The organism is Pseudonocardia adelaidensis (assembly GCF_039543345.1).
Classification (GTDB): Bacteria; Actinomycetota; Actinomycetes; order Mycobacteriales; family Pseudonocardiaceae; genus Pseudonocardia; species Pseudonocardia adelaidensis.
In genome coordinates this window covers 1-15,970 of the sequence record NZ_BAABJO010000022.1, presented here as the reverse complement: position 1 = coordinate 15,970, position 15,970 = coordinate 1, and the positions used below count along the sequence as shown (strand labels likewise).

Genomic DNA, 15,970 nt, shown 5'->3' with positions numbered 1-15,970 from the left:
CGCCTAGGCTGGGCCGGTGTTCCTGCCCGACGGCTTCCCCGGCCAGCGGCTGCGCGTGCTCCCCCGGCCGCTCGTCGCGTCGGCCCTGCGCAGGCCGCCGACGTCGGGGTTGCTCGTCACCGACGCCGGCTACTTCCCCCGCGCCGCGAACCACGGCCGACGTCGGGCGGAAGGCGCTCCAGAAGCGATCGTGATCGTCTGCGTCGACGGGAACGGGCGCTGCGAGACCGACGGCCGCACCACCGTCGTCGGGCCGGGCCATGCGCTCGTGGTGCCGCCCGGCCGGCCGCACGTCTACCTCGCCGACCCGGACCGCCCATGGACGATCTGGTGGTTGCACGCGGCCGGCACCCAGGTGCCGGAGCTGCTGGCCGTCATCGCTCCGGACGAGCGGGAGGTCCTCGTGGAGCTGCACGACGCCTACCGGGCCGTAGCGACGATCGACGACGCCATCACCTGCTTCGAACGCGACGAGACGCTCCCCAGCCTGATCTCGGCGGCGGGCGCCGGGTGGGCGCTGCTCGCCCAGCTGGCCGCCGACGTGGTGGCGGGCGGGCGCCAGCGCACCGAGCCGGTGCGCCAGGCCCAGGACTACCTGCGCCGCAACTTCGCCAAGCCGCTGAGCGTCGCCGAGCTCGCCCGCACGGCGGGCCTGTCCCCCTCGCACTTCTCGGCGCTCTTCCGCGCGGCCACCGGCGGCGGGGTGGTCGAGTACACGAAACGGCTGCGGATGGCCCGGGCCCGCGAGCTGCTCATCACCTCGTCCCGCGACATCGGCGACATCGCCGAGGCCGTCGGCTACGCGGACGCGTTCTACTTCTCGAGGCAGTTCCGCACCGTGCACGGCTGCAGCCCCAGCGAGTACCGAGCCGCCCACCGGGAGGCCTGACCGCACCGTGGAGCCGTACTGCACTCACAGCGGCTGCAGAACAGCGCTATTGGCTCCAATGTGCGCCTGGCGCAGGACGTCATCCGATCAGGGCAGCGTGAGGATCTCCACCCCGTCGGCGGTGACCAGCACGGTGTGCTCGAACTGCGCGGTGCGGGCGCGGTCCTTGGTGACGACCGTCCAGCCGTCGTCCCAGATGTCGTAGTCGATCGAGCCGAGCGTGATCATCGGCTCGATCGTGAACGTCATGCCAGGCTCCAGCACGGTGTCGACGCTGGGCTCGTCGTAGTGCAGCACGACCAGGCCGCTGTGGAACGCGCGGCCGATGCCGTGGCCGGTGAAGTCGCGCACCACCCCGTAGCCGAACCGCTTGGCGTACGACTCGATCACCCGGCCGACGACGTTGAGCTCGCGGCCCGGGCGCACGGCCTTGATCGCCCGCATGGTGGCCTCGCGGGTGCGCTCGACGAGGAGGCGGTCCTCCTCGCTCACGTCCCCGGCGAGGAACGTGGCGTTGGTGTCGCCGTGGACGCCGCCGATGAACGCGGTGACGTCGATGTTGACGATGTCGCCGTCCTGGATGACCGTGGAGTCCGGGATGCCGTGGCAGATCACCTCGTTGAGGCTGGTGCAGCACGACTTGGGGAAGCCCTTGTAGCCCAGCGTGGACGGGTAGGCGTCGTGGGCCACGAGGAACTCGTGCACCACCCGGTCGACCTCGTCGGTGGTGACGCCGGGCGCCACCGCCTTTCCGCCGGCCTCGAGCGCCTGCGCGGCGATCTTCCCGGCCACCCGCATGCGCTCGATCACCTCGGGCGTCTGCACCCACGGATCGGTGTTGCGCTCCGGGCGCTTCCGGCCGACGTACTCCGGGCGGGCGATGTGCGCGGGCACCGGCCGGATCGGCGACACGGTACCGGGGGCGAGCAGCGTACGGGCGGGCATGGCGCCAGTCTAGGCAGGCCCGCGCGACCCCGGAGCGGGTCGCTCACCCGGTGACGTCCACGGGCTCCGCGCAATGGTCATCCGGCTCGGCACCGATGCCGATCGAGGCACTGCGTCGACGTCGACCAGGCTCCGCACCGGCAGAACAAAAGCCGCAGAAAGGGCAATCCCGATGATTGCCATCTGACCGGCAGGACAGGCAGAAGTATCGGGTTCATTCGCGCGAGCATCGGGTAAGCGGCGCGCAGGGCGGCATCTGACCCGGGGGGACGAATCGAGCAATTCCCCATCGGGCGACCGAAGGGAACGACGACCGAAGGGAACGACGCAGTCACCGGACCGGGACACAACCGGGCCGCACGACGAGAGGAGCGGCCCCGCCCGGCCCGCCGGACCACCTGCCGCCCGAGCAGGCAGCGGCCAACGTCGGCCGGGTACAGGAGGTCCAGCGATGGCTGACATCGCAGGCAATGTCAGGAACGTCGGGAACGCGCGATGGTGGCGGATCATTCCCATCGCGATCATCGTCTACATCATCTCGTTCATGGACCGCACGAACAACGGATTCGCGTTCGCGGGCCTGGGCACCGATCTGGGCATCAACAAGGCCCAGCAGGGCCTCGCCGGTGGCATCTTCTTCATCGGCTACTTGTTCCTGCAGATCCCCGGCGGGCATCTCGCCGAGCGCTGGAGCGCCAAGAAGTTCGTCGGGATCATGATTCTCGTCTGGGGTGTCTTCGCGGTCGTGTCCGGGCTCGTGCAGAACTTCGAACAGCTGCTCGTCGTCCGATTCCTGCTCGGCGTGGCGGAGGGGGCATCTGGCCCGCGATCCTCGTCCTCATCAGCCACTGGTTCCCGGCGCGTGAGCGGGCACGCGCCTACGGCGTGTGGATGATGAACATCGCGATCTCCTCGATCATCACCGCTCCCCTCTCGGGCTGGATCCTGTCCTGGTCCGACTGGCGGATGCTGTTCTTCGTCGAGGGTGTCTTCCCGTTCGTGATCGCCGCGCCGCTCTGGTTCCTCCTGATCACCGACCGGCCGGCCGACGCCAAGTGGTTGTCCCGGTCCGAGCGGGAGTACATCGAGACGGGGCTCGCCCGGGACGAGGCCGACGCGCCGCCTGCCGCCGGTCTCCGCACCGTGTTCAGCAGCAGCGTCGTCTGGCGCCTCGTCGTGGTCTACTTCCTGATCCAGGTGGGCTTCTACGGCCTGAACCTCTGGCTGCCGCACGTCGTCACGACCATCACCGGGGGCAGCTCGACACTCGTCGGCTTCGTCACAGCCATCCCGTACATCTTCGCGATCGTCGGGCTCTACCTGAACGCGCACGCCGCCGACCGCAACGGCCGCTACGCCTTCCACGTCATGCTGCCCATGGCCATCGCCGCGGTCGCACTGGTGGCGTCGATCCTGCTCGGCGACATCCCGTGGCTGTCGATCCTGCTGATCAGCTTCGCGATGGCGGGGGCGCTCGCCTACGACGGCCCGTTCTGGGCGAGTGCGTCCCGCGCGATGCCGGTGGCGCTGGCGGGCGCCGCCATGGGTCTGATCAACGCACTCGGCAACCTGGGCGGGTTCGTCGGGCCGTACGTCGGCGGCGCCCTGCAGGACCTGAGCGGCGGCAGCTTCCTGTCGACGTCGATCGTCCTGGCGGTGGCGTTGCTGCTGGCCGGGGTCGTCATGCTGACGCTGCGTGGGCGCAGCAACCCCGCGCGCCAGCCCGCCGAGACGTCGGCGGAGCGCGGCGGGCCGTGAGTCTCGGGGCGTCCCCGGGCTGATCGGGTCAGCGCAGGGCGCGCTGGCGGGCCCGTAGCGACACGGCGGCCGACAGCGCGCGCCACCCCATCAGCAGCACGCCGAGGGCGACGGCGGTGACGACGGCGAAGCTGAGCGGGAGGCTCCAGGTGAACCCGGCCCGCACCAGCAGCCCGATCACGACGGTGCCCGCCCAGACCGTGAGGGTGGCCCCGATCCCGATGGGGTTGGCGCGCACGACCGGGGTGACCCACATCGCCGCGACGCCGACCAGGAACGGTGCTGCGGTGGCGAGGAGGCCGAGCACGTCGTCGGGTTCCGCGTGGCTCATCCGGCCGATGGCGGCGAACACCACGACGGCGACGACGTCTGCCACGATCGCGAGCGCGGGTATCCGCCGGGGCGACATGGCATCCAGCGTAAGCGCCGGGGCAAGACCCCCGTTGGTGTCGCACGACACGCTTCAGCCGATCGCGGACAGGAAGCGCTGCGCGACCTGCACGGCGGGCGTGGACGATGCCCCGTCCACGACGAGCACGGCGAAGGCCACGTCGCCCCGGTAGCCCATGAACCAGCCGTGGGCCCGGCCGTCGGCGGTGAACTCCGCGGTGCCGGTCTTGCCGTAGACCTCCCCCAGGCCCGCCAGCGCGGTGGCCGTGCCGTCCGTGACGACCGCGCGCATCATCGATCGCAGCGGCGCGAGCGCCGCCGGGTCGGGCGCGGTGGCGGGGACCAGTACCTCGGTGGGTCGTCCCCGGATGAGCTGGGGCACCACCGGCTCGCCGCGCGCCACCACCGCGGCCGCGAGCGCGAGCCCGAACGGGCTCGCGAGCACCTGCCCCTGCCCGAACCCGTTCTCGGCCCGCAACACCTCCTCGGCGGACGCCGGCACCGAGCCGGTGATCGTGGCGACGCCCGGGACGGCGTAGTCGGCTCCCAGCCCGAGCCGCAGCGCGGCCGCCGGCAGGGCGCCGGGGTCGAGCTGCACCGCGAGCTGCGCGAACGTGGTGTTGCACGAGTGGGCGAAGGCCGTGAGCAGCGGGACCGTGCCGAGGTCGAACCGGCCCGCGTTGGGCACCAGCCGCCCGCCGATCACCGTGGTGCCCGGGCACGCGACGGGCGTGTCGACGGTGACCCCGTCCTCCGCCATCGCGGCCGTGGCGGTGACCACCTTGAACGTGGACCCCGGCGGGTAGCGCCCGGTGAGCGCGAGCGGCCCCTCGGCGTCGGCGGCCGGGTTCTGCGCCACGGCCAGCACATCGCCGGTGGACGCCGAGACGGCCACGAGCATCGCCTGCTGCACCACCGGCTCCACGGCGTCCTCGGCGGCGGACTGGATCGTGCGGTCCATCCCGACGGCCACGGTGGTGCCCGGCTGCGGCGCCTGCTCGGCGAGCGTGCGGACGGAGTCGCCGCTGCCGTCGACGATCGAGACGGACCACCCGGGCACGCCCTCCAGCTGCTCCGCGGTCTCGTCCCGGACGCCGGGCAGCACCTGCCGTCCGAAGTCGGAGTTGGGCGCGAGCAGCCGCTCCGACGTGGTGAACCGGACCCCGGGCAGGTGGTGGATGGCGGTCTTGACCTGGGCGTAGTCGGTCTCCCGCAGCACGGCGACGGTGTAGGCCTGCCCGTCGGGGGTGCGGGCGGCACCGTCGGCGATGGACGCCTGGGTGATCCGCGGGTCGAACGGGGACAGTGCCGCGGCGAGTGCACCCGTGACCGCAGGCAGGTCGCCCGTGGCGCGCCGGTCCAGCAGCACGGCCACCACCGTGGTGGCCGCGAGCAGCGGCGCCCCGGACCGGTCGACCACCGGTGCCGGAGATGGCTCGTCGGTGCGCAGCGCGAGCCGCTGGCCCGCAGCAAGGTCGGGGTGCACCACGGTGGGTGCCCAGTGCACCCGCCAGCCCTCCTCCGTGTCGGGTGCCGGGCTCAGCTCCAGCTCGCCGAGGTAGTGCCAGCTGCGTTGCCTGCCGAGCTGCCACGTGACGTCGACGGCCGCGGTGGCGCCGTCGGCGTCGGTGCGGACCTGGCCGAGGGTGGCGGCCAGGCCCTCGGGGGCGAGCGCCTTGCGCGTGGCGGCGAGCAGCTCACCAGCGCGGGCCGGGTCGTCGGTGAGGGAGGCGGCGCGCGCGTCGTCGCCCGCCGACCACGCCGCGAGGAACGCCGTGGCGGTGTCCTCCGGCCCGGTGTCGGTGAGGAGACCGCAGCCCGTTGCGGCGAGCAGCACGCCGAGCACGGCGGCCAGGGCGGTGATCGGGCGGGCGCGCGGCACGGGGCGAGTATGCCGATGGGCCCCGACGCCGCCGGGCTTCACCCGGCCGTGTCGCGGGCCTCGAAGACCGTGCACCGGCGGGTGAGCGTGCGTCGGACGTCGCGGAAGCGGGCGCGCAGCGCATCCTCGATGCGGTGCAGGAGCTCCTCGCGGAGCACGAGCGCGCGGGCCGTGCGGGCGGGCCGCTCCCCGCCGTGCCAGCTCAGCACGAGCCGCCCGTCCGGGCGCAGGACGCGCCGCAGCTCGGCCACCCCGGCGTCCAGGTCGGGCCAGATCGCGACCGTGTTCACGCTCACGACGAGATCGACCGCGGCGTCGGGCAGACCGGTGGCGGCCGCGTCTCCGGCCCGCACGTCGAGCCGGTGGGCCGCGATCGCGCCGGCATGCGCGCGGATCGCGAGCGCCCGCATCTCGCGCGAGGGTTCGACGCCGGTGACGTGCCGCGCCGTGCGGGCGAGCATGCCGAGCAGCACACCCGGCCCGGGGCCGACCTCGAGGACGTCCAGCCCGTCGAGCGGCCCCAGCAGCTGCGCGATCTCGCGCTGCTGGGCCCGGTTGAGCAGCCGCATGAGCTGCCCGCCGAGCGTGCCGAGCCGCCCGGCCGGCAGCGCGGCGAAGGAGTTCGGCACCGTGCCGGTGGTCCAGGACGGGGGTGTCGATGCAGCCATCTCCCCACGGTGCCGTAACACGACCGCCGGCGACGACGGATGAAGGGGCATCGCCCGCCCGGTCTAGTCTGCGGGCGGACCAGAAGGACGACGTGAAGAGGACGAGCCTCCCGACATGCAGATCCACACCACCCCGCTCCCCGGCTCGGCGCTGGTCGACCTGAAGCTCCTGGAGGACGACCGCGGCTTCTTCGCGCGGGCCTTCTGCCGTCAGGAGTTCATCGACGCGGGCCTCGAACCGCTGGTCGAGCAGGCCAACATCTCGTTCAACCACAAGGCGGGCACGCTGCGCGGGTTCCACTACCAGCTGGAGCCGAACGCCGAGACGAAGTTCATCCGCTGCTACCGGGGCGCGATCTGGGACGTGATCGTCGACCTGCGCCCCGAGTCGCCCACCTACCTGAAGTGGTTCGGGGCCGAGCTCACCGAGGACAACCGGACGGCGATGTACGTGCCGCGCAACTTCGCGCACGCCTACATCACGCTCACCGACAAGGCCGAGGTGATGTACCAGGTCTCCACCGCCTACACCCCGGGCGCGGAGCGCGGCCTGCGGTGGGACGACCCGGCCATCGGCGTCGAGTGGCCACGCCCGCCCGCGGTGATCTCGGAGAAGGACGCCGCCTGGCCGCTGCTCTCCGAAGTTTCGGTGGAGGCCCGCTGATGCTGATCCTGGACACCGCGCTCGCCCGGCGCGAGGCAGAGGACCGCCCGATCCGCGTCGGCATGATCGGCGCGGGCTTCATGGGGCGCGGGCTGGCCAACCAGATCGTGAACTCGGTGCCGGGGATGCGGCTCGTCGCGATCGCCAACCGGACCCTCGCCAACGCCGAGCGCGCCTACGCCGAGGCCGGCGTGGAGCCGGTGCGGGTGGAGGGCGCGACGGAGCTCGACGCCGCGATCGAGAAGGGTGCCCCGGCCGTCCTCGAGGACGCGTTCGAGCTGATCAAGGCCGTGCACCTGGACTGCGTCGTCGACGTCACCGGCGCCGTGGAGTTCGGTGCCCGGGTCACCGTCGCGGCCATCGAGCGCGGCCTGCCGATCGTCACGATGAACGCCGAGCTCGACGGCACCGTCGGCCCGCTGCTCGCCCACCGGGCGCGTGCCGCGGGCGTGGTGCTCACCGGCTGTGACGGCGACCAGCCGGGCGTGCAGGCCAACCTGATGCGCTTCGTCAAGGGCCTGGGGGTCACCCCTCTGGTGGCGGGCAACATCAAGGGCCTCCAGGACGAATACCGCACGCCCACCACCCAGAAGGTGTTCGCCGAGAAGTGGGGCCAGGACCCGTACATGGTCACGAGCTTCGCCGACGGCACCAAGATCTCCTTCGAGCAGGCGATCGTGGCCAACGCGTTCGGGCTCACGGTGCCCAGGCGCGGCATGAACGGCTGGGACCACGAGGGCCACGTCGACGAGCTCACCGGTCGCTACGACGTCGACGAGCTGCGCGAGAAGGGCGGCATCGTCGACTACGTGGTGAAGTCGAAGCCGAGTCCCGGCGTGTTCGTGCTGGGCACGCACGACGACCCGAAGCAGCGCCACTACCTGAACCTGTACAAGCTCGGCGAGGGCCCGCTGTACAGCTTCTACACGCCCTACCACCTGTGCCACTTCGAGGTGCCCAACTCGGTGGTGCGCGCGGTCGACTTCGCCGACGCCGCGCTCTCCCCGCCCGCGGGCCCGCACGTGGACGTCGTCGCGACGGCGAAGCAGGACCTCAAGGCCGGCCACACCCTCGACGGGCTGGGTGGTTACGACACCTACGGCGTGGCCGAGTCCACCCCGGTGACGCGCGCGGAGCGCCTCCTGCCGATGGGGGTGGCCGAGGGCTGCGTGCTCACCCGCGACGTGGCGAAGGACGAGGCACTGACCTACGCCGACGTCACGCTGCCCCCCGGGCGCCTGGTCGACCAGCTGCGCGAGGAGCAGGAGAAGCTCTTCGGCTGAGGCCCCTGCCCCTCGAGTGGCAGCATGGTGGCTTCACCGGCCGAATCCGCCGGTGGAGCCACCATGCCGGCGTTCGGGGGCCGGGCGCTCAGACCGTCGCCGGGCTGCGGCGCGACGCCAGGGCGTGGTCCACGCTGTAGCGGCCCGCACCGACCGCGGCGATCACCAGCGCTGCCGCGGAGATCACGCCGACGAGCTCCCAGCCGCCGTCGGTGACCAGCACGCCGTTCCCGACGTGGACGATCAGGGCTGCGCTCAGCATGTCCAGCACGACGAGGACGCCGACGACGGTGGTGGCCGCGCCGACGAGGATCAGCGCCCCGCCGACCAGCTCGACGACGCCCGCGTACGCGGCCGAGACCGGCGCGAGCGGGACGCCCATCTTCGTGAAGCCCTCGGCGGTGGCGCCGAGACCGTTGGTGAGGACCTTCTGCCAACCGTGCGCGACGAGCACCACGCCGAGCAGCAGCCGGGCCACGAGCAGCGCGGCATCGCGGGCGGACGGGGGGAGCGCACGGATCACGGAGGTCTCCTCGACTCGCGTAGGTGAACGTTGAACAGTTGCGCGTTCATCTTAGGCGAGCCTTTGTGACAGCGGCGTGTGATCCCGCTCCGCCGTACCCGAGGCCGCCGCACGTCGTGTCCGCTCCCGCATCCGGGCCCACATGATCACCGGATCGGTGCATCGACGCCGCGGCGAGGGGTGGCTGGGTTGGGTGCCCGCACCCGGCGCAACGGGCGGGTGTCGATCGCATCCGTCCCGAGGCGCGCGGGCTCGCCCACGCGAGCCGGGGCGCGTGCGCGGGTCGCCGGGGCATCGCCGCGCATCGGGTGGGCGGCGGCGGCCCACTGATCGATTCGGAGATGCTCGTCTAGCCTTCGGTCGGCCGCCTGTGCTCGATCAGCACCTCGAGCCCGTCGAGCACGCGCTGGAGCCCGAACTCGAAGTGGTCGAACATCGAGTTGAACGCCCCGGCCTCGCCGACCTTCGTGAGCATCGGCAGCTCGCCCGCCACCACCGCGGGCCCGACGTACTCGGACTGGATCTCCCACCACTCCTCGTCGCTGATGCCGGTGCGGTCGGCGGCCTGCATCGCCTCGATGGTGGTCTTCGCCAGGCCGGCGACGAACGAGCTGAGCACGACGACGGCGCCGAGCATCTCCTCCTCGGAGAGGCCGATGCCGTCGATGGCACGCAGTGCGATGTCGGTGGAGCGCATCGAGTTCGGCCCGAGCATCGGGCGCCCCTGCGCGATCTGCAGCATCCACGGATGCCGGAGGTAGAGCGCCCATTCCTGGCGGCCGCAGGCCTCCAGCCGCTGCCGCCATCCGCCCTCGGCGGCCTCCGCGTCCGCGATGTCCTCGCTGTAGACCTCGTCGACCATGAGGTCCACGAGCTCGGACTTGCCGGGGACGTACCGGTAGAGCGACATGGCGCCGACCCCGAGCGCGCCCGCGATGCGCCGCATGGACAGCGCGACGAGCCCCTCGGCGTCGGCCAGGTCGATCGCCGCGCGCACGATGGTCGCAACCGAGAGGCCCGGCTTCGGACCGCGGGTCGGCTCGGGCGCGCCGCCCCACATCAGCTGCAGGCTGCGCCGCACGGCCGCACCGCCGTCGGTCCGACGCGCCGTCTCGTCTCGTGGCATTGCCGGACATCCTAGAATTGAATACGTTGTACGACTCGAGCAGTACGCTGTACACAGTAGAGCACGCTCATGGTGCTGCGGCAGCCGACCGCAGGTTCCCCGCGAGTGCCGACACCGCCGGCGTCCGCTCCGCGGTTCCCCAGGCCAGCAGGTGGTGGCGGCGGGACCACAGGTCCTGCAGCGCACACACGTCCAGCCGCCGGTCGCCCTCCACGGCCCGGCGCGGAGCGATGGCGAGCCCCACACCGGCCGCCACGAGGCCGACGAGCACGTTGATGTCGGCCACGGTCGTGCGGTAGCGCGCCGCGGGGGCGTGCGGGCCGAGGTTCTTCTCGATCCAGCGCCGCAGCGACGACTCCGCGTCGAGCCCGACGAGCGGGTGCTCGGCCACCTCCCGGTAGGCGAGGGAGGTCCGTCCCGCGAGGATCCCGCCGGACTGGCCGATCACGACGATGGAGTCGTCGCCGAGCAGCTCGGTCTCGACGCCGCCGTCGCCTGCCTCGTTGTCGATCACCACCCCCAGGTCGGCTGCGCCGTCGGCGAGCATCCGCAGCGTGTGCGGGGTGCGGCTCTCGTGGACCTCGACGTCGGTGTCGGGGTGCTCGCGCAGGAACGCGACCAGCGCCCGGGGCACGAGCCCGTACATCGCGGAGCCGCCTGCCAGCAGCGTCAACGACGCGGCCGGACGGCGGCTGTAGCTGCCGACGGCCCCCTCGAGGCGCGCGGCCTGGGTCAGGACGTCGCGCGCGTGGCGGGCCAGCGTGGTGCCCGCGGGCGTGGGCCGCACCCCGCGCCGCCCGCGGACGAGCAGGTCCACCCCGGCGTGGTGTTCGAGGGCCCGGACCCGCGCACTGGCCGAAGGCAGACTGAGGTGCATCCGCCGCGCGCCCGCGGTGATCGAGCCCTCCGCCACGATGTGCAGGAAGAGCCGCAGGTCGTCCAGGTCGTACCGCACGCGGCCAGCCTAAGGCGCTGACTGAGGCTGGATTCGGGGATCGCGCATTGTGGATCTCCCCGCCCACGGGCGATCCTCGGCCGGTGTCCGCGATGGTGCTCGTCCTGGTGGCCGGGATCGCCGCAGGCGCCCTGAACGCGGTCGGCGGGGGCGGCACGTTCGTGGCGTTGCCGGCCCTCGTAGCCGCCGGGCTGCCCCCGGTCACCGCGAACGCCGCGTCGACCGTCGCCCTCGTGCCCGGTTCCCTGGCCAGCACGTGGATGTACCGCCGGGACGTCCGGCCCGTCGGCGCGACGGCCACGTGGGCGCTCACGGCGGCCAGCGCGGGTGGCGGCACGGTCGGGGCGGTCCTGCTGCTCGTCCTGCCCTCGGCGTCGTTCGACGCCGCGGTGCCGTGGCTCCTCGCGTTCGCCACCGTCGTGCTGGCGTTCGGCCGCCACGCCCTCCGCGCCGTGAGCGGCGTCCTGGGACGTCCCGTCGGCATGGGCCCCCGGGCCGTCCTCGCCTGGCAGTTCGTCCTCTCGGTGTACGGCGGCTACTTCGGGGGCGCGGTCGGCATCCTCATGCTCGCCGTGTGGACCATCGGGGTCGGCCTCGACCCGGCCGCGAGCAACCCGACGCGGGTCACGCAGGTCGCGGCCGTCTACGTGGCCGCCACGGTGCTGTTCCTGTGCGCGTCCGACGTGCTGCGCGCCCCGCTCCTGCTGGTCGGCATGCTGGTCGGCGCGGTCGCCGGCGGCGTCGCGGGCGCCGCCGTCGCCCGGCGCCTGCCCGCCGGGCTGCTGCGCGCCGTCGTGCTCGGTACCGCCGCTACCATGACCGTCCTCTACTTCCTGCGCGGGTGAGCCCGTGACCTGCGCCGACGTGTCCCGGGCCAGGCTCGCGACGTCCTTCGAGGCGTGCGAGCTCTCCGACCTCGCCCGCGGGATGGTCCCGATCGACGACGTCACCACCGCGCTCGCCGACGCCGCACAGGTCCTCGTGGCGGCGCGCCGGTTCCTCGACGCCGCCGTGGTCGTCGAACGGGTCGGGGGCGCGAGCTGGCAGCGCATCGGCGACATGCTCGGCCTGTCCGCGTCGGCGACGCGGGACCGCCTCACCCCGGCCGAGGCCCGCTTCCGGCGACGGCTGCGCTCCGCGGACGGCGGGTGGCGCGCCCACCTGGTGCGTGAGCCGCTCGAAGCGGCAGAGGACCTCGACGAATGGGTAGGTCGAGGTGCCGCACCCGTGTCCGGCGGCCTGAGACGGCCCCGTCCGGTAGCGGCCGAGAAACCCTACGGCTTCCGGCCGACGGCCCCGAACTCGTCGACCGCCACGGCCGTACCGATCCCGCTCGGCTCCGGACGCCACAGCGGGCAGGAGACAACCCCCGGCTCGAGCAGCTCGAGGCCGTCGAGGTACTGCGCGATCTGCTCCGGGGTGCGCAGGACGTAGGGCTGCGACCCCGCCCGGTTCCACATGTCGACAGCCGCGTCGAACGGGCCGCCGTCGGTGACACCGTCGGCCACCACGAGGTAGCTCCCGGCCGCCAGCGCGGACATCAGCTCATGGACGATCCGGCGCGCGTCGCCGAACCCGGGGACGTGGCCGAGGATGTTCATGAGCATCAGGGCGACCGGGCGCTCGAACGCGAGGCTCCTGGATGCGACGTCGAGGATCCGGGCGGTGTCGTGGAGGTCGGCGTCGATGTGCGTGGTGGCCCCCGGCATCCGCGCGCGGGCGTGCGCCAGCACGACGGGGTCGTTGTCGACGTAGACGACGCGCGCGTCCGGCGCGGCCCGCTGCGCCACTTCGTGGGTGTTGTCCTTGGTGGGGAGGCCGGTGCCGATGTCGAGGAACTGGCGGACGCCCGCCTCCCCCGCGAGGTGCCGCACCGCCCGGCCGAGGAAGCTGCGCGACCCACGGGCGATGTCGGTGATGGGCGGGAACATCCGGCGGAAGTGGTCGCCGACCCTGCGGTCGACCTCGTAGTGGTCCTCGCCGCCCAGCCAGTAGTTCCAGACCCGCGGCGAGTGGGCCACCGTGGTGTCGATCGCGGGCGGCTCGTGGATGCTCACCCGCGGAACGTTATCGCTGGTCGCCGCCCGTGGGTCAGAAGAGGACGGTGGCGAAGCTGCCGATCTGCGTGAACCCGATCCGGGTGTACGCGGCCCGCGCCACCCGGTTGAACCCGTTGACGTAGAGGCTCGACACCCGTCCCATGGCGGCCAGCCGCTCGGCGACCGCGGCCGTGCCGGCGGTGCCGAGCCCGTGCCCGCGCCGGTCCGGGTGCACCCACACGCCCTGGATCTGCCCGACCTGCCCGGACAACGCCCCGATCTCGGCCTTGAACACGACCTCGCCGTTCTCGAACCGGGCGAAGGCCCGCCCGGCCGACACCAGCTCCGCGACGCGCGCCCGGTAGCCGACCCCGCCGTCGCCCAGCCGCGGGTCGATGCCGACCTCCTCGGTGAACATCGCGACGGCGGCCGGCAGGTAGCTGTCCAGCTCGGACGGGTGCACCGGGCGCACGTACGGGTCGGGCACGACGGCGGGCGACCCGGCGAGCGCCATCAGCGGCTGGTCGGCGCGCACCTCCCGCGCAGGCGCCCAGTGCGGCGCGAGGTCGTCCCACAGCGGCAGCACCAGCTCCGCCCGCCCCACCAGCGACGAGCAGGTGCGGCCGTGGCGGCGCGCACGGTCGGCGAAGCTCCGCAGCGCGGCGCGGTCACCGCGCAGCGGGACGAGGTTGGCCCCGGAGAAGCAGAGCCCGTCGAAGCGCGGGCCGACGGCCCACAGCTCACCCCCGAGGCGCCACGGGTCGAGACCCGCCAACTCGACGCGAGCGGCGACCATGCAGGCGGCCACCGGATCGTCGTCCAGGACGGCACGCACACCTGCGCGGTCCCGGTCGTCGAGGAGCCGCGCTCCGGCGAGACGAAGCACCCCCCAACGATGCCAGACGCTCGTGCTCGTGCCCACGACGGGATCGGCCCCTTCAGCCGACGGTGACCTGAGGGGCGCCCTCGCCTTCCACCGACTCGGCGATCTTCATCGCCTCCTCGATCAGGGTCTCGACGATGGCGTGCTCCGGCACGGTCTTGATCACCTCGCCCTTGACGAAGATCTGCCCCTTGCCGTTGCCGGACGCCACGCCGAGGTCGGCCTCCCTGGCCTCGCCCGGGCCGTTCACCACGCAGCCCATGACGGCGACGCGCAGCGGCACCTCCATGCCGGTGAGGCCGGCGGTGACCTCGTCGGCGAGCTTGTAGACGTCCACCTGCGCCCGCCCGCACGACGGGCAGGACACGATCTCCAGCTTGCGCGGCCGCAGGTTGAGCGACTGCAGGATCTGCGCGCCGACCTTGATCTCCTCGACCGGAGGGGCCGAGAGCGAGACCCGGATCGTGTCGCCGATGCCCTGGCGCAGCAGCGCCCCGAACGCCACGGCCGACTTGATCGTGCCCTGGAACGCGGGACCGGCCTCGGTGACGCCGAGGTGCAGCGGGTAGTCGCAGGACTCGGCGAGCAACTCGTAGGCCCGGACCATGACGACGGGGTCGTTGTGCTTGACCGAGATCTTGATGTCGTGGAAGTCGTGCTCGGCGAACAGGCTCGCCTCCCACAGCGCCGACTCCACCAGCGCCTCCGGGGTGGCCTTCCCGTGCTTCTCCATCAGGCGCTTGTCGAGCGAGCCCGCGTTGACGCCGATGCGGATCGGCGTGCCGTGGTCCTTCGCCGCGGCCGCGATCTCCTTGACCTTGTCGTCGAACTTCTTGATGTTGCCCGGGTTCACCCGCACGGCGGCGCAGCCCGCCTCGATCGCGGCGAACACGTACTTGGGCTGGAAGTGGATGTCGGCCACGACCGGGATCTGCGACTTCCTCGCGATCGCCGGCAGCGCGTCGGCGTCGTCCTGGCTCGGGCACGCGACGCGGACGATGTCGCAGCCCGCCGCGGTGAGCTCGGCGATCTGCTGGAGGGTGGCGTTGACGTCGGCGGTGAGGGTGGTGGTCATCGACTGCACCGAGATCGGGAAGTCCGATCCGACGCCCACCGCCCCGACGTGCAGCTGCCGGGTCTTGCGACGGGGGGCAAGGGTCGGGACGGGCGGTGCGGGCATGCCCAGTGAGACGCTCACGACCCCAGTATCCCCGCCGCCCCCGGGGCCCGCTTCCGGCGGTGGCCGGGCCCACGCCTTCCCGCAGGAATATGATTGTGACGTGGGCCACCCCACACACCGTCGCGGGGGCTACGCCGGCGTCTCGCCGGCGCTGCTGGTGTCGGTTCTCGTCGCGTTCGGGCTGGGATGGGTCGGCGCCACACTGGCCGGCGCCGGCACGCGGGCCGCGGACGTCGCCGCACCACCGCCCCCCGCCACCGCACCCGCCGCCCCGACCACGACGTCGGCGCCCGTGGCGCCGGTCGGGTTCGCGCAGCCGACGGTCAACGTCGAGGGCCTCGAGGTGATGTCGGTGCTCACCAAGATCAAAGGCGGCGTGGACGTGACCCTGTTGGTCCAGAACCACGGCGACACGCCGATCACCGTCGACAACGCGACCCTGGGCCCCCACGACGTCACGTTCCGGGGACAGCCGGTGGCGATTGAGATGGCGCCGGCGCGGAAGAAGCTGAGCCCGGGCGAGGCGCTCGTGTACCCCTGCCGGGTGCACCTCCCGGACATGAACCTCGGCGAGCTGTCGTTCACGGTGGGCGGGGTGCCGGTCAGCGGGCAGGCGGCCGGCGACTAGCTGTACTGACCACAGAGGTTAGGAACGACACGACCGGGATGATCTTGATGTGAGGGAGGGCCTCCAGGTCCGGTGTGGATTGCGACATCTGCACCGAGCAAGGAGGCCCTCGTGCTCCACCGTAACGCCCCGTTGTCCCCGGTCGGTCGTGAGCGCC

At 72.7% G+C, this 15,970-nt stretch carries 15 protein-coding genes and 1 pseudogene; 6 read left to right on the top strand and 10 right to left on the bottom strand.

From position 1 onward, the window contains the following. Positions 1-16: 16 nt before the first annotated feature. Positions 17-889, top strand: a complete 873-nt coding sequence (locus tag ABEA81_RS26050) for an AraC family transcriptional regulator (RefSeq protein WP_345608013.1) — start codon at positions 17-19, stop codon at positions 887-889. Positions 890-976: 87 nt separating this feature from the next. On the opposite strand, the gene map is transcribed toward ABEA81_RS26050, so the two are convergent. Next, entirely contained in the window at positions 977-1,834 is an 858-nt protein-coding gene (gene map, locus ABEA81_RS26045; protein WP_345608011.1) for a type I methionyl aminopeptidase, read from the bottom strand. Positions 1,835-2,285: 451 nt separating this feature from the next. Here map and ABEA81_RS26035 point away from each other — a divergent pair. Continuing rightward, a pseudogene (locus ABEA81_RS26035) lies at positions 2,286-3,592 on the top strand (MFS transporter). A gap of 28 nt (positions 3,593-3,620) precedes the next feature. Here the strand turns inward: ABEA81_RS26035 and ABEA81_RS26030 are convergent. The 3 genes from ABEA81_RS26030 to ABEA81_RS26020 are packed head-to-tail and all read right to left on the bottom strand — an operon-like array spanning position 3,621 to position 6,532. Then, positions 3,621-4,001: a DUF3054 domain-containing protein gene (locus ABEA81_RS26030; RefSeq protein ID WP_345608007.1), complete on the bottom strand. Its 381-nt coding sequence runs from the start codon at positions 3,999-4,001 to the stop codon at positions 3,621-3,623. 54 nt (positions 4,002-4,055) lie between these two features. Next, complete coding sequence (locus ABEA81_RS26025) at positions 4,056-5,864, bottom strand: penicillin-binding transpeptidase domain-containing protein (RefSeq protein WP_345608005.1); 1,809 nt, start codon at positions 5,862-5,864, stop codon at positions 4,056-4,058. 38 nt (positions 5,865-5,902) lie between these two features. Beyond that, positions 5,903-6,532 carry a class I SAM-dependent methyltransferase gene (locus tag ABEA81_RS26020; protein WP_345608003.1) on the bottom strand — a complete coding sequence of 210 codons (630 nt, stop codon included), beginning with the start codon at positions 6,530-6,532 and terminating at the stop codon, positions 5,903-5,905. Between the two features lie 115 nt (positions 6,533-6,647). Between ABEA81_RS26020 and rfbC the strand changes: the two genes are divergently transcribed. Together rfbC and ABEA81_RS26010 are read left to right on the top strand one after the other, a co-directional pair. Further along, positions 6,648-7,196, top strand: a complete 549-nt coding sequence (rfbC, locus tag ABEA81_RS26015) for a dTDP-4-dehydrorhamnose 3,5-epimerase (RefSeq protein ID WP_345608001.1) — start codon at positions 6,648-6,650, stop codon at positions 7,194-7,196. Next, positions 7,196-8,479, top strand: a complete 1,284-nt coding sequence (locus tag ABEA81_RS26010; RefSeq protein WP_345607999.1) for an NAD(P)H-dependent oxidoreductase — start codon at positions 7,196-7,198, stop codon at positions 8,477-8,479. The genes rfbC and ABEA81_RS26010 overlap by 1 nt, the downstream gene beginning before the upstream one ends. Before the next feature lie 88 nt (positions 8,480-8,567). Here ABEA81_RS26010 and ABEA81_RS26005 read toward each other — a convergent pair whose 3' ends face one another. The 3 genes from ABEA81_RS26005 to ABEA81_RS25995 all read right to left on the bottom strand — a co-directional run bounded on the left by ABEA81_RS26005 (position 8,568) and on the right by ABEA81_RS25995 (position 11,083). Further along, the gene (locus ABEA81_RS26005; protein WP_345607997.1) at positions 8,568-9,002 is read right to left on the bottom strand and encodes a DoxX family protein; all 435 of its coding nucleotides are present in this window, start codon (positions 9,000-9,002) and stop codon (positions 8,568-8,570) included. Positions 9,003-9,351: 349 nt separating this feature from the next. Continuing rightward, positions 9,352-10,128, bottom strand: coding sequence for a TetR/AcrR family transcriptional regulator (locus ABEA81_RS26000; RefSeq protein ID WP_345607995.1), 777 nt, complete (start codon positions 10,126-10,128; stop codon positions 9,352-9,354). A gap of 67 nt (positions 10,129-10,195) precedes the next feature. After that, entirely contained in the window at positions 10,196-11,083 is an 888-nt protein-coding gene (locus tag ABEA81_RS25995; RefSeq protein WP_345607993.1) for a LysR family transcriptional regulator, read from the bottom strand. A 92-nt stretch (positions 11,084-11,175) separates the two neighbouring features. On the opposite strand from ABEA81_RS25995, the gene ABEA81_RS25990 reads away from it, so the two are divergent. Beyond that, positions 11,176-11,928 carry a sulfite exporter TauE/SafE family protein gene (locus tag ABEA81_RS25990; RefSeq protein WP_345608249.1) on the top strand — a complete coding sequence of 251 codons (753 nt, stop codon included), beginning with the start codon at positions 11,176-11,178 and terminating at the stop codon, positions 11,926-11,928. A gap of 429 nt (positions 11,929-12,357) precedes the next feature. Here ABEA81_RS25990 and ABEA81_RS25985 read toward each other — a convergent pair whose 3' ends face one another. The 3 genes from ABEA81_RS25985 to ispG are packed head-to-tail and all read right to left on the bottom strand — an operon-like array spanning position 12,358 to position 15,203. After that, entirely contained in the window at positions 12,358-13,140 is a 783-nt protein-coding gene (locus ABEA81_RS25985; protein WP_345607991.1) for an SAM-dependent methyltransferase, read from the bottom strand. 34 nt (positions 13,141-13,174) lie between these two features. Next, the gene (locus tag ABEA81_RS25980; RefSeq protein ID WP_345607988.1) at positions 13,175-14,008 is read right to left on the bottom strand and encodes a GNAT family N-acetyltransferase; all 834 of its coding nucleotides are present in this window, start codon (positions 14,006-14,008) and stop codon (positions 13,175-13,177) included. Between the two features lie 52 nt (positions 14,009-14,060). Next, the gene (ispG, locus tag ABEA81_RS25975; RefSeq protein WP_345607986.1) at positions 14,061-15,203 is read right to left on the bottom strand and encodes a flavodoxin-dependent (E)-4-hydroxy-3-methylbut-2-enyl-diphosphate synthase; all 1,143 of its coding nucleotides are present in this window, start codon (positions 15,201-15,203) and stop codon (positions 14,061-14,063) included. Between the two features lie 82 nt (positions 15,204-15,285). On the opposite strand from ispG, the gene ABEA81_RS25970 reads away from it, so the two are divergent. Continuing rightward, positions 15,286-15,813 (top strand): hypothetical protein, encoded by a 528-nt coding sequence (locus ABEA81_RS25970; RefSeq protein WP_345607984.1) that lies wholly within the window; start codon positions 15,286-15,288, stop codon positions 15,811-15,813. The last annotated feature ends 157 nt before the right edge of the window (positions 15,814-15,970 follow it).

What these genes read in the sequence shown, in the direction of transcription:
- ABEA81_RS26010 (WP_345607999.1), top strand. Translation starts at nt 7,196, where the DNA reads ATGCTGATCCTGGACACCGCGCTCGCCCGGCGCGAGGCAGAGGACCGC.
- map (WP_345608011.1), bottom strand. Translation starts at nt 1,834, where the DNA reads ATGCCCGCCCGTACGCTGCTCGCCCCCGGTACCGTGTCGCCGATCCGG.
- rfbC (WP_345608001.1), top strand. Translation starts at nt 6,648, where the DNA reads ATGCAGATCCACACCACCCCGCTCCCCGGCTCGGCGCTGGTCGACCTG.
- ABEA81_RS26000 (WP_345607995.1), bottom strand. Translation starts at nt 10,128, where the DNA reads ATGCCACGAGACGAGACGGCGCGTCGGACCGACGGCGGTGCGGCCGTG.
- ABEA81_RS26030 (WP_345608007.1), bottom strand. Translation starts at nt 4,001, where the DNA reads ATGTCGCCCCGGCGGATACCCGCGCTCGCGATCGTGGCAGACGTCGTC.
- ABEA81_RS26020 (WP_345608003.1), bottom strand. Translation starts at nt 6,532, where the DNA reads ATGGCTGCATCGACACCCCCGTCCTGGACCACCGGCACGGTGCCGAAC.
- ABEA81_RS25990 (WP_345608249.1), top strand. Translation starts at nt 11,176, where the DNA reads ATGGTGCTCGTCCTGGTGGCCGGGATCGCCGCAGGCGCCCTGAACGCG.